Annotated in this window: 11 protein-coding genes; 2 read left to right on the top strand and 9 right to left on the bottom strand. The window is 63.6% G+C overall.

Going from position 1 to position 11,633, the window contains the following annotated elements:
- Positions 1-135: 135 nt before the first annotated feature.
- From yfcE to E0L17_RS08495, 4 genes are all read right to left on the bottom strand, one after another.
- Positions 136-675: a phosphodiesterase gene (gene yfcE, locus E0L17_RS08510; protein WP_167930824.1), complete on the bottom strand. Its 540-nt coding sequence runs from the start codon at positions 673-675 to the stop codon at positions 136-138.
- Between the two features lie 153 nt (positions 676-828).
- Positions 829-1,545: a sirohydrochlorin cobaltochelatase gene (locus E0L17_RS08505; RefSeq protein WP_167930823.1), complete on the bottom strand. Its 717-nt coding sequence runs from the start codon at positions 1,543-1,545 to the stop codon at positions 829-831.
- Position 1,546: 1 nt separating this feature from the next.
- On the bottom strand, positions 1,547-1,909 hold the full coding sequence (locus tag E0L17_RS08500) for a NifB/NifX family molybdenum-iron cluster-binding protein (protein ID WP_167930822.1): 363 nt from the start codon (positions 1,907-1,909) through the stop codon (positions 1,547-1,549).
- Positions 1,910-1,952: 43 nt separating this feature from the next.
- The gene (locus E0L17_RS08495) at positions 1,953-2,750 is read right to left on the bottom strand and encodes a Cof-type HAD-IIB family hydrolase (RefSeq protein ID WP_167930821.1); all 798 of its coding nucleotides are present in this window, start codon (positions 2,748-2,750) and stop codon (positions 1,953-1,955) included.
- 142 nt (positions 2,751-2,892) lie between these two features.
- On the opposite strand from E0L17_RS08495, the gene E0L17_RS08490 reads away from it, so the two are divergent.
- Positions 2,893-5,472 (top strand): FAD-dependent oxidoreductase, encoded by a 2,580-nt coding sequence (locus E0L17_RS08490; protein ID WP_167930820.1) that lies wholly within the window; start codon positions 2,893-2,895, stop codon positions 5,470-5,472.
- A 486-nt stretch (positions 5,473-5,958) separates the two neighbouring features.
- Here the strand turns inward: E0L17_RS08490 and E0L17_RS08485 are convergent, their stop codons facing one another.
- On the bottom strand, positions 5,959-7,065 hold the full coding sequence (locus tag E0L17_RS08485) for a DUF4839 domain-containing protein (protein ID WP_167930819.1): 1,107 nt from the start codon (positions 7,063-7,065) through the stop codon (positions 5,959-5,961).
- 246 nt (positions 7,066-7,311) lie between these two features.
- Here E0L17_RS08485 and E0L17_RS08480 point away from each other — a divergent pair, with 246 nt between their 5' ends.
- Positions 7,312-7,527, top strand: a complete 216-nt coding sequence (locus E0L17_RS08480) for a helix-turn-helix domain-containing protein (protein ID WP_167930818.1) — start codon at positions 7,312-7,314, stop codon at positions 7,525-7,527.
- A 2-nt stretch (positions 7,528-7,529) separates the two neighbouring features.
- Here E0L17_RS08480 and E0L17_RS08475 read toward each other — a convergent pair whose 3' ends face one another.
- The 4 genes from E0L17_RS08475 to E0L17_RS08460 all read right to left on the bottom strand — a co-directional run bounded on the left by E0L17_RS08475 (position 7,530) and on the right by E0L17_RS08460 (position 11,415).
- Positions 7,530-8,585 carry a DUF6591 domain-containing protein gene (locus E0L17_RS08475; RefSeq protein WP_167930817.1) on the bottom strand — a complete coding sequence of 352 codons (1,056 nt, stop codon included), beginning with the start codon at positions 8,583-8,585 and terminating at the stop codon, positions 7,530-7,532.
- A 27-nt stretch (positions 8,586-8,612) separates the two neighbouring features.
- Entirely contained in the window at positions 8,613-9,146 is a 534-nt protein-coding gene (locus E0L17_RS08470; protein WP_167930816.1) for a hypothetical protein, read from the bottom strand.
- Between the two features lie 109 nt (positions 9,147-9,255).
- Complete coding sequence (locus E0L17_RS08465; protein WP_167930815.1) at positions 9,256-10,857, bottom strand: serine/threonine protein kinase; 1,602 nt, start codon at positions 10,855-10,857, stop codon at positions 9,256-9,258.
- Between the two features lie 117 nt (positions 10,858-10,974).
- Entirely contained in the window at positions 10,975-11,415 is a 441-nt protein-coding gene (locus E0L17_RS08460) for an XRE family transcriptional regulator (RefSeq protein ID WP_167930814.1), read from the bottom strand.
- Positions 11,416-11,633: the final 218 nt, after the last annotated feature.

Here is an 11,633-nt window from a genome sequence, read left to right as displayed (position 1 = left end):
TCTAAGTCTCTACACATGAGATTTTTTGAAGCGAGGATTTTAGGGCGTGCAAAGGGGACAGTCACTTTCGCACGGGCAAACCGTGCGAAAGTGACTGTCCCCTTTGCACGCCTGCGGCACGACGCCGATGAGGGGCTACAGCAGCCGATGCTCGAAGCTGCCGTCCTCGTAGACGCCGTAGCTGGCCGAGCCATCCTTGGGAATGCCCACGGAGCCGGGGTTGAAGACCCAGGCCCCGTGCGCCTCGTCCTTCTCGCTCACTTTGACGTGAGTGTGACCGTACACGAGCGCGGAGCGCTCCGGCAGCTTTGGCCATGCATCCACGCTGTTGTGGTAGCCGGGCCCATAGACGTGTCCGTGCGTGAGGAAAAGCGTCATCCCGGCCGCCGGGTCCAGCAGGATGTTGTGGTCCGCCATGCAGGGGAACTTGAGGACCATCTGGTCGACCTCGGCCTCGCAGTTGCCGCGCACGGCGATCACGCGGTCGGCGACGGCGTTAAGCATCTCAATCACGCGCTTGGGGGCGTAGTCGGCCGGGAGGTCGTTGCGCGGACCGTGGTAGAGCAGGTCGCCGAGAAGCACCACGCGGTCGGGAGACTCCTCCTCAATCGCGGCCATGAGGCGGGCGCAGGCGTCGGCCGCGCCGTGGATGTCGGAGGCGATGACGAGCTTCATGGGAGGTCCTTTCTGCGCGTGCCGGGAGGGTCGGAAAATTAACGCACATTTGGTTTTGTGGAGCGCGCGTTTTCCCAGTTGGCATTCGCGGCGGGCACATTGGATGTGCGTTAATTTCCGGACGCGACGGGAGACGCGGGCTCGCAGACCATTCTAGACCACCCCGGACGGGCAGAAGGAAAGCGCGTGGGCCACTACGAGCGCGCGAACGGCAGGCAGCTCGGCCAGGGCATGCGGCCAGGTCGACACGGTAAGGCCCTGCGCGGCAAGCTGTTCCCGCAGATCAACGAGCACGTCGTGGCGCGCATGGTGGCCCAGGGCCATCAGAAGGGGGCCAAGCAGAACCTTGCGCTCGGGCCGGCGCGCGAGGCGGCCGGACAGGTGGCCCGGCGCGTCCACGAGCACGTCGGCACGACCGCGCTCCGAAAGGGCTTCCTCAAGCCGGGCGAACGCCTCCTCGCACGCGGCGCCACGGTGGCCGGCAAGCGCGACCACGAGCCCCGGGCGGGCGGGCAGCGCCTCGTCGAGGGCGGCGGCCACGGCGGCGAAGTCCTCCTCTTCGGAGAGCAGGGGCGGGGCGAGGTTCAGCCCGTCAAAGCCCCAGAACGCGGCGCGCACGGCAAATCGGGCCTCACGCTGGAGCCGGCCGTTCGTCACGTGCGTCGTCACCACGAGGGCCCGGCGGACGCCGCGCGCCCGCAGCTCCGCCAGGGCCTCGGGGACCGCGGGCCCCACGGGACGTCCGCCCGTTCGAGCCCGCAGCACCGCGCCGGCACCGACCGCCGCCGCAAGCTCGTCCACAAGCGCGGCCACGCCCGCGTCGTTCTTCTCGCCGGACAGGCAGCCGGCTATGACCAGGGCATCGGGCACGCTAGTGATGGCAGGCGTGCTCCTCGCCCATGACGGGGAGCGTTCCGGCGGCGGCCATCTGCGCGACGTCTCCCACGCCCGGGGTCTGGTTCTCAAAGTAGACGGTGATGCCCGCCTGCGCGAAGCCCATCATCGGGCGCATGCCCATGCCGGCGGCGACGATGGCGTCGATGCCGTTCTGAGCGAGCAGCGCCACGGGGCGCATGCAGCCGCCCTCCTCGTGGGGCGGGTTGTCGATGACGCTCACGGCGCCGACCTTGCCGTCCTCGACGTCGACCACGGTGAAGCAGTCGCAGTGGCCAAAGTGGCCGGAGCGCTCGCAGTCAAGACCGCCCTTGCCGAGGGTGGGAATGGCGACCTTCATGGGGTTCTCCTTTCGTTTATGACAGTTGACCCTGTCACCTTTGTCATATGAGGCCAAGATGCTCGAGCACGCGCGCCACGCCGTCCTCGTCGTTCGTGGGTGCGACGAGCGACGCGCGCTCCAGGAGCTCCGACGGCGCGTTGCCCATGAGGTAGCCATGGCCCACGGCCTCGAGCATGGGAAGGTCATTGTAGTTGTCGCCGAACGCCAGGGCGTCGGCCGGGTCAAGCCCCCAGAGGTCGCAGAGGATGCGAACCGCGCCCGCCTTGCTCGATCCGGCGGGCATGACCTCGATGAGCGTCTCCGAGGAGATGGCGATGGCAAACTCGGGAAAGCGCTCCTTGAGACGGCGCTCGACCTCCTTGGTGCTGCCCGCCGTGCAGAGGCAGAGGATCTTCTGCACCTCGTCACGCTCGATGGAGTCGATGGTGCCCTCGCGCGCCTCGGCCATCACGATGCGCTCCTCCTGGAGCAGGCGCGGGTCGGTGCGGTCGGGCGCCACCCAGTCCTCGAAGGAGTAGGCGCTCCAGGTCATGTCCAGGCCCTCGGCCTCGGCAAAGGAGACGACCTCCTGGGCCTGCGCGCGCGTGAGGCCGTGGTGGTGGATGACGTTGCGCGCCTCGTCCAGGATGACGCCGCCGCTGTAGGTGACCACGGTGCAGGAGATGTCCTGCTGATCGAGGAGCGGGTAGGTCCCCGAGACGCCGCGCGCCGTCACGATCACAAACGGCACGCCCGCCGCCTGCACCGCGCGGATCGCGGCGCGCGTGCGGGACGTCACCTGATGGGTGGAGTTGAGCAACGTTCCGTCGATGTCACTGAAAACTGCCGTGCGGGGCATGAGGCCTCCCGTTCTTCTCGCCTGAGCAGCATGATAGGCCGAGTCGGGCGCGCTTCTCGCCGATTGCCGATAAAAACCTCGATGCGCGGACCTACCATGGGAATGTGCGCCGCGAGGGGTGGCGCCAACGGAGAGGAACGCCATGAGGTACCTGATCGTGGGCGGCGTGGCCGCCGGAACCAAGGTCGCGGCCAAGCTCAAGCGGTGCGACCGCTCGGCCGAGGTCGTGGTCGTGACCAAGAGCGAGGACATCAGCTACGCCGGGTGCGGCCTGCCGTACTACATCGGCGGGGACATCCAGACGCGCGGCGAGCTCATCGTCAACACGCCGGCCGCCTACGAGGGGCTCACCGGCGTTGAGGTGCGCACGGGCGTGGAGGCCGTGGCGCTTGACGCCGCAGCGCACGAGGTCACGGTGCGCGAGAAGGACGGCTCCGAGCACGGCGAGAAGTACGATAAGCTGGTCATCGCCACCGGTGCCTCGCCGATCGTGCCCGCGAGCATCCCCGGCACCGACCTGCCGGGCGTCTTCACCGTGCGCACGCCCGACGACGCCGAGGCCATCCGCGACTACGCCGACGCCGGGGCGCGCCGTGCGGTGATTGTGGGCGCCGGCTTCATCGGCCTGGAGGTGGCCGAGAACCTGCTCTCGCGCGGTCTCTCCGTCACGGTGATCGACGCGCTGCCGCAGATCCTGCCCAACGTCTTTGACCCCGAGATGGCCGGCTTCGCGCAGCGCCAGCTCAAGGCGGCCGGCATGCGCGTCATGACGTCGTGCCCGCTGGCGGCCATCAAGGGCGGCGACAAGGTCGAGGGCGTGGAGACCGGCGCGGGCACGCTGCCGGCGGACCTCGTGATCCTCTCCATTGGCATCAGGCCCAACACCGCGTGGCTCGAGGGCTCCGGCGCGGAGCTCGACCGCGGCTGCGTGGTCGTGGACGAGTTCGGCGCCACCAACCTGGCGGACGTCTACGCCGCCGGCGACTGTGCCGAGGTCACGAACGCCATCACCGGCCGCCCGTTCTGGAGCGCCATGGGCTCGACGGCCAACATCGCTGGCCGCGCGATCGCCCGCACGCTCACGGGCACGCCGACGCCCTACCCCGGTGCGCTCGGGACCGGCGCGGTGCGCCTGCTGCCCACGCTGAACGGCGGCCGCACCGGCCTCACCGAGGCGGCCGCGCGCGAGGCGGGCTTTGACCCGGTGAGCGTGGTCTCCGTGGTGGACGACAAGGCCCACTACTACCCCGGCTCCTCGAGCTTCATGGTGAAGCTCGTCGCGGACCGCGCGTCGCACCGCCTGCTCGGCATGCAGGTGCTCGGCGCCAGCGCCGTGGACAAGGTCACGGACGTGGTGGTGACCGCGCTCTACCAGAAGGCGCGCGTGGAGGACCTTGACCTGATGGACCTCTCCTACGCACCGCCCTTCTCGACCGCCATTCACCCGCTGGTCACGACGGCCTACATTCTGGAGAACAAGCTCGCGGGCGAGCTCGAGAGCTTCACGCCGGCCGAGTACGCCGCCGGTGCCGCCACGGACTACCACGTGATCGACGTGCTGCCCGCCCCCACGATCCCCGGCGCGGAGTGGGTTGACCTCACCAAGATCGGTCCGGACGGGCTGCCCGGTCACGAGAAGGACGAGAGGCTCCTGCTGGTGTGCGCCAAGGGCAAGCGCGGGTACTTCGCGCAGAACCGTCTCAAGGCCGCTGGCTACACGCAGACGCGCGTCCTCGAGGGCGGCGTGACGTTCAACGAGGTCCGCGTGCCGCGCCCGGCGGGCACCCAGCTGCCCGCCGCCGAGGTCAAGCGACTCAAGGGCCTGGGCTGCCTGCAGGACAAGCGCTACGACGACGTCTTCAACATCCGCGTGATCACGCGCAACGGCAAGATCACGGTGGACGAGCAGCGCGCCGTGGCCGAGGCCGCCGAGCGCTTTGGCTCCGGCGAGGTCACGATGACCACGCGCCTCACGCTGGAGATCCAGGGCGTGAGGTACGAGAAGATCGACGAGTGCATCGCGTTTCTCCAGGACCACGGCCTGGACGCCGGCGGCACCGGCTCCAAGGTGCGCCCGGTCGTGAGCTGCAAGGGCACCACCTGCCAGTACGGCCTCATCGACACCTTCGACCTCTCCGAGAAGCTGCACGAGCGCTTCTACGTGGGCTATCACGGCGTGGACCTGCCGCACAAGTTCAAGATCGCCGTGGGCGGCTGCCCCAACATGTGCGTCAAGCCCGACCTCAACGACCTGGGCATCGTTGGCCAGCGCGTGCCGCAGATCGACCTCGAGAAGTGTCGCGCGTGCAAGGTCTGCCAGGTCGTGAAGGCGTGCCCGATGGGCGACGCGCAGATCGGGCCGGACGGTAAGATCACGATCGATGGCTCCGCGTGCAACCACTGCGGCCGTTGCGTGGGCGCGTGCCCGTTTGGCGCCGTGACCGAGGGGCTTGCGGGCTACAAGGTCTACATCGGCGGGCGCTGGGGCAAGAAGGTCGCGCATGGCCAGGCGCTGGACAAGATCTTCACCAGCGAGGACGAGGTCATGGACCTCGTGGAGCGCGCGATCCTCTTCTTCCGCGACGAGGGCGAGAGCGGCGAGCGCTTTGCCGACACCGTGGCGCGCCTCGGCTTTGACTACGTGCAGGAGAAGCTGCTGACCGCGCCCATCGACAAGGACGCCATCCTCAACAAGACCGTCATCGGCGGCGCCACCTGCTAGCGTGCAAAACGTGCAAAAGGGACAGTCACTTTTGCACATCGGCCGGGCCCGGACGTGGGTGTCCGGGCCCGGCCGCTTGTCTCGGTGAAGCACCGGGAATCAGCGTCCGCTGAGGGGAGAGACTTTCGAACTCTCTCCGAATCCGATGCACCGAGCGCGGTCCCGAAGCGCGAAGCCGTTCCCGATATGGGGCTCAATTACGAGCTCGATCCCCTCGGCAGCCATATTCGCCGCGCCGACAAAATGGTCGCCCTCCGTGTGGCAGTCCGAGAGATTAGGGGGTCGCACGCTATAGCCACTAAGCTTGTTGGGCTCGAATTGGCCGGGCGGGCAAATATCACCTTCTATCCAAATGCGGCCTGAGTCGCTCCGTGGGCGACTCAGGCCGCATTGGCACTGCCGGCGCAGCAACCTCAAAAGCAGAATCGAGTTCTGCGCAATCGACTCCTCAAGCCCTCAACGCTTGGGCAATACATCATGGGCTCCTTAACGAACCGAAATAGACACCAGGTCAAGCTCAAGCCAATCTGCTGTTGAGTTGTAGTCGCCGACAATTGCGGTAATGGTGATATTGTCACCCCCGCGGAGCGAGTCTGCATTTGTCACGTTCATGTCATAGAAGTTCACGTCTGTAAGTCTGAAGTTTGGCCCTGTCATTGGACTTACGCCGTTATCTCCCGCGAGGATAAGTACGTCGTAACGGGTGTCATAGTTTTCGTGGTTCATCATGTCGGCAACCCAGCCATCAAAGGTGATGGTCCTGCCCCGATACGCAGAGCTAAACCAACTCGCATCAGTATCGCTTGAGGCGAGCAGCGAGCTGAGGTCCTCTTCGGGCACCTCCTCAGCAGGGGGCTGCATCGACTCGTCCGATGTTGAAGCGCCCTCGTAATACGTAATCTCAACTCCGGCGTCAAAGGGGAACGAATCACTTGTTGTGAAGTCAGATGACCCGAAAATACCTCCAATCTTCACTGAGGAGACCGTTCCGCCAACCCCAGAAGCACTCGTCGATGTAGTCGTCACATTGATGAACCCGGCATCCTCAAACAGCTCAACAACGTTTTCGTAGCCCATTCCTTCAAGCTCATCAGAAGAGGCGGGAGGGTTGAGGTCCGCGAGAACGTGATAGCTAATTACGACCTCCTCATCAGCAGCAAACGCATCCTGCACGCTGAAGCTCTCCGCGCCCCCAATGGAAACGCTTCCCACAAGCCAGTTCTTGTCACTTTGGTCCGGCGTCAAATCGCGCAGCTCTTCTTCTCTTATGTTGGTGAATCCCGCTTCTTCGAATGCGCGATAGAGCTCATCGTGATATTTCGTCGATGCCTCGTCGGACGAAATCGGCGGGAAAACCGAGTCAATCTGCTCAATCTCGACTTGGGAAGAGGTGCACTTAACTCGATATTTGAGCGACGTATCACCGTTGATGGATATCCCCACTGACCCATCAACGTTTCCGTCGTCTTCTTTTGCGAATCTCAGCTCATGGTCCCCGTCGGCCAAGGTCGCCTCAAACGTCTTGGTTGTCCCATGGTCGAGAGTCCCCAAAGAGTCCGCGTCGACATAAACAGCAATGTCGTACTTACTCAATAAGAGATTTGACTCGCACTCAACGGTAATGGATACGCTTGATCCGGCATCTTGATTGGGCTCTGTCTCCGCTTGACCTTCCGAGCAGCCAATAAGAGATAGGGCCATGGCCGCCGCAACGAGCATGCACGACAGGCCACGAATGGCCCGATACCCGAAGTTAGACAACATACGCTCCATTCATCCGTATGAATCGGCTCTCTATAGAGAGCATGAGCCAATGGTACCGCTTCTATCCTTTCCCGCATGGACAACGCGGAAGAGAAACGGGCCATCGGCGCCCGAATACGCGCTGAGCGCACCCGGAGCGGAATATCTCAGCGCCAGCTTGCGCTCATGACGGGCACAAGCCGTTCCTATCTCTGGAAAATCGAGACAGGAACGGCTGATGTTGGCATCGATGTCCTTATCCGCATCGCGAAGGCCCTTGATGTACCAACGCGAGACCTGATCAACTTCTAGCCCTATTGTCCAACCTCGGCCAGCATCTCATATATGCGCGCAGTCACTTCGGCATAATATGCGGCATCGGCCGGCGTCAGGGAGCCTTCGTCGATCTCCCCCATTGCGTTTATGGTCTCCGTATACCTTGTCATCAGATCTGAGTACTGTCCGATGAGTTCAACCGAAGTGGGGTCAGCCTCATATGCCTTCATGAATTCGACGTACTCGCTGAAGAATGCCTCATACCCGTCCATTGTCTCCTTGAACGCTGGATCAACGGCCGAGGTATCCACAGCGTCGTCTTCAGAGGAGTCAGCTACGGGTTCCTCAGCGTCGCCCTCCTGACCTTCGTCCTTCGTCTGTACTGGGGCAAAGATTCCTTCCACATCAAAGTCGTTTGAGTAAAACGCGCTGCGCACATCGGAGTAATCGCCATACACGTCAGACCGACCATCGGAGATTGCCTCATAGACATCACTCCGAGCGTCGGAGTACGCCTCATACGCGTCACTCGATGTATCCGACCACTCGTCGTACGGGGTCGTGTCATACGCATCCCGAATAATGCCATCGTAGTACGTGTCATACATCTCGTCGTATGCATCCTCGTAGATGGCGTCGTAATAATCGTCGTATGCGTCCTCATAAACCGTGTCGTAGAACTCCTCGGTCGCCTTGTCGAGCTCGCGATCGTCCGTCACGTCAACGTTGTCGACAACAGCCTTGTAGTATTCGCGCCCATACTCGACAGCGCGCTCGCCAAGCGCCTCCGTCTCGCTAATGGACAGGTCGTACCATGCTTGAATCATGTCGAGATTGGCGAGGTAGTCCTCGTAGCTGTCTCCAACCTCAGAGAACACCTTCTCCTGCTCGTCAAGCAGTTTCTGACTTGTCTCGGTGAAGTCAGCCTGAGCGCGCTGGATTATCTCCTCGAGGCTATTTGCCGGAGCCGCGCTCTCGGGCTCGCTCGAGGGCGCCTGCTGGGGAGCAGATTCTCCGCCATCACTGCCACCGCCGCACGCCGCAAGCGTCACAACCATCGCGGCCGCGCATAACGTCCGAACTATCCGTTTCATGACTGCCACCCCTCTTGCTCGAGCTCCCTATGCTTTCTTCGACTGCCCGCGCAGCACGATCTGCCACACCGCGCACGAAACCACGACGATGCCTGCCAGCAGATACACCCACTTCGCAATGCCCCAGTCGTAGCTGCTGCTCGGAATCACGCCACGGTCCTCGAAGTCCCAGTTCAGGAGGAACGTCATAGCCACGGTGAGCACGGAGAACACAATCGCGGGAATCGGCTTGCGCAGCAGCGCGAACAGCAGCGTCAGCGCTCCGAGCACCGCCGGAGCGACCGTCAGAGGAACATAGACCATCGCAAACGTCTCGCCCATACCTAGGTCACTGGACGAGCCGTAGATTCGCGCGTACTTGAAGAGAGAAATGTCGGCGAGGTCCTCGTTACTCATGCCCAGAGTCTCGGAGTAGGGATTCGCGGACATCGAGTCCAAGCCATCGCGGAACTCCTGCGTTCCCGCCGCATACGGCAGGAAGAACGCCGCTACCAGCAGGGCCGCCGCGATAATCGTCGCAATGACCGCGACACGTTTCGTTTCCACGTTCTTCTCGCCCATTCCAAACTCCTTTCAGAAGGTTGACGCCCATTCTGAAAGGAGGGCCAAAGCAATTCCTCAGTTGCCAACTGAATTACGTGAACGGTCAAGGCCACCGAACGGCCGCGCCTCACCACGCCTGCGTGTACACCTCATATGTTGCGTAATCCACGTCATCGACGACGTTAATCTCAAACGAGGTCGACTCGCCTTCGTCAGGACGTTCCGCAAAGGTCAGCGCGCCATAAACAATGTTGCCGCCCGCATCGCGGAGAACCACGGCAATCAGAACGTCACCCATGCCGATGCTCTCATCACCCGCGTGCTCAGTCTTAATCTCCCCCACGACGCTAAATCCCCCGAGGGTGCCTTCTACGACGCCGGCATCGAGTACGGAGAAGGCGGGCACGTCCATCTCGGGCTTGATCTGATCCTGATCGACGCCCATAAGAGAAAAGTCAACGGAGGTCGGCGCGGTGCCGTTTCCGGTCAACGACCCAAAAAAGACCGTCTCACCGGCCGGGACTGCAAAAACGCGCTGCTCGTCAGAAAAGACCACTCTTCCAGACTCATCGCGACCAGTTACCGTATACCCGGGGTTATCGATGGTGACGTCCCCGTTGTTTCGAAGCCCGACCGCATAATGCACATAGCCCTGCGAGTCCACTGACCACCCGGATTCGACGATCTCGAGGTCAACGGTCTCCGCTGCAGGCGCGGTACCACTGGTGGACTCACCGCCCCCCGCGGGCCCGTCATCCGCGGTCACGCTCGCCGCAGGCTCGTCCGCCGGCGGGACGTCCACGTCCTTCTCGCCGGCCCCAAACGTCTGCGCCAAGATGATTGCCACCGCAGCCATAAACGCAACGGCTGCCATCACGGCGAGAAGGACCTTCACCCAGTTGCGCCGCCGAGGCGCGGGCTCAAACGTCGGTGGCTCCACCGAGTCAGCGGGCGGCTCTGGCCCAGCAACCTCCTCCCCGCCCAGCGCCGCCGCAAGGGCCTCGGCGCTCTGGTAGCGCGCGCTCGGCTCCATCGCGCTTGCGCGCTGGATGACCGCCCGCAGGTCCGGCGAGACCAGCGATTCGTCCTCGAGCGCCGCCTCGTACTTCTCGCCCTCCGCCGGCATGATGCCCGTGAGCAGGTATCCGAGCATGCGGCCGAGCGAGTAGACGTCCGAACGGGCGTCGGTCTGGGCAAAGCCGTACTGCTCCGGGGACGCAAAGCCGTACGTGCCGAGCTGCGTGGTGTCGCGCGTGGCACCCTCCACGCGAAAGCGGGCAATTCCCAGGTCGATGAGGTGCGCGCCGTCCGCGGCGACGATCACGTTCGTAGGCGAGATATCACGGTGGATGATGCCGTGAGCGTGAAGGGCGCCGACCGCCTCGCAGAGCTGGGCGACTATCTGCAGCGCGTCCTTCTCTCCAAGATGACCGCGAGCGGCGACCAGCTGCTCGAGATTCTCTCCCGGGACGTAGTCGCACACCACGACGAACTCGCGGGGCATCTCGTAGGTTGCCTCGACCCGTGGCAGGCGGGCCGAGTCGCACTCGACGAGCGTCGCCCACACGCCGCGGCGCGCCAGCTTGGCAGGGATCCGCTTCCGCACGAACGGGCCAGAGCCGTCCAGGGTCACAAGCTCCGTCGTGCCGCCGGCTCCGCTGGCCAGCACGCGCTCCACGTGATATGCGTCGTCTATGCCCATGGCATGCATGACCTGCTCGTCGTTCACCTCAGCGCCATCCGCTCGTCCCCACCCTCAGCCAACAATAGTAAAGGTTATATTCAGTCATGGACTGATTCCTCAGTTCGCAACTGAATGAGCGGCATGCGCCGGATGCGCCGGCGGCTAACGGAGCGGACCGGTGCCCAGCAGGGTCTTCTCGCCCAGACGATACAGCTCGTCATCCGTCTGAGTTCGGCTATAGCCGTGCTCCACGCACCAGATGATCACAGCATCTCGGCGGTTCTTTGCCCAGAGCTCGGAGACGCCATCAAGGCGCAGCAGCCGCTGGGTCTCCCGCAGGGTGCATCCCATGCCAAGCGCCAGCATGATGGCCTTGTCCCGGCCAAGGCGGCTGTCGCCGTTGAAAACGTCGTAGACGAACGTGCTGTTGAGACCCGAGGCACGCACCACCTCGGAGCGCTTCATGCCCTTCTCGCCGAGCAGCTGAAAGAGGTAGTCGGGAAGCTCGCGTTCGATGGTCAGGCCCTCGTCGAGATATGCCTCCGGCGTCGAGGACGCCAGCAGGCGCTCAAGCAGCTTCTCTGTCAGACGCTCATTGGGCATGGCGCATCACCTTTCTCGTACGACGGGACGAGGCCGACCTCGCCCACCACTATGATGCGCGGAGCGCGCGTTTGCAATTAGCGGGATAGTGCGAAATATCGACCAGCGGCCCTGCAATCGGCGGGATAGTGTGAAGGCATTTTGGCCAAAAAACGACGCCAGGAGACGTCCCGGGCGCCTCTCCAGCGACGTTTTCGCAGGAAATGGAAGGGCGTCTA

The organism is Olsenella sp. SW781 (assembly GCF_012027725.1).
Taxonomy (GTDB): Bacteria; Actinomycetota; Coriobacteriia; order Coriobacteriales; family Atopobiaceae; genus Thermophilibacter.
The sequence above is the reverse complement of the archived record's forward strand: the minus strand, read 5'-3'. Positions and strand labels throughout refer to the sequence as shown.

Excerpts from the sequence above, each read along its gene's own strand:
- yfcE (WP_167930824.1), bottom strand. The coding sequence starts at position 675 with ATGAAGCTCGTCATCGCCTCCGACATCCACGGCGCGGCCGACGCCTGC.
- E0L17_RS08500 (WP_167930822.1), bottom strand. The coding sequence starts at position 1,909 with ATGAAGGTCGCCATTCCCACCCTCGGCAAGGGCGGTCTTGACTGCGAG.
- E0L17_RS08495 (WP_167930821.1), bottom strand. The coding sequence starts at position 2,750 with ATGCCCCGCACGGCAGTTTTCAGTGACATCGACGGAACGTTGCTCAAC.
- E0L17_RS08490 (WP_167930820.1), top strand. The coding sequence starts at position 2,893 with ATGAGGTACCTGATCGTGGGCGGCGTGGCCGCCGGAACCAAGGTCGCG.
- E0L17_RS08480 (WP_167930818.1), top strand. The coding sequence starts at position 7,312 with ATGGACAACGCGGAAGAGAAACGGGCCATCGGCGCCCGAATACGCGCT.
- E0L17_RS08475 (WP_167930817.1), bottom strand. The coding sequence starts at position 8,585 with ATGAAACGGATAGTTCGGACGTTATGCGCGGCCGCGATGGTTGTGACG.
- E0L17_RS08470 (WP_167930816.1), bottom strand. The coding sequence starts at position 9,146 with ATGGGCGAGAAGAACGTGGAAACGAAACGTGTCGCGGTCATTGCGACG.
- E0L17_RS08460 (WP_167930814.1), bottom strand. The coding sequence starts at position 11,415 with ATGCCCAATGAGCGTCTGACAGAGAAGCTGCTTGAGCGCCTGCTGGCG.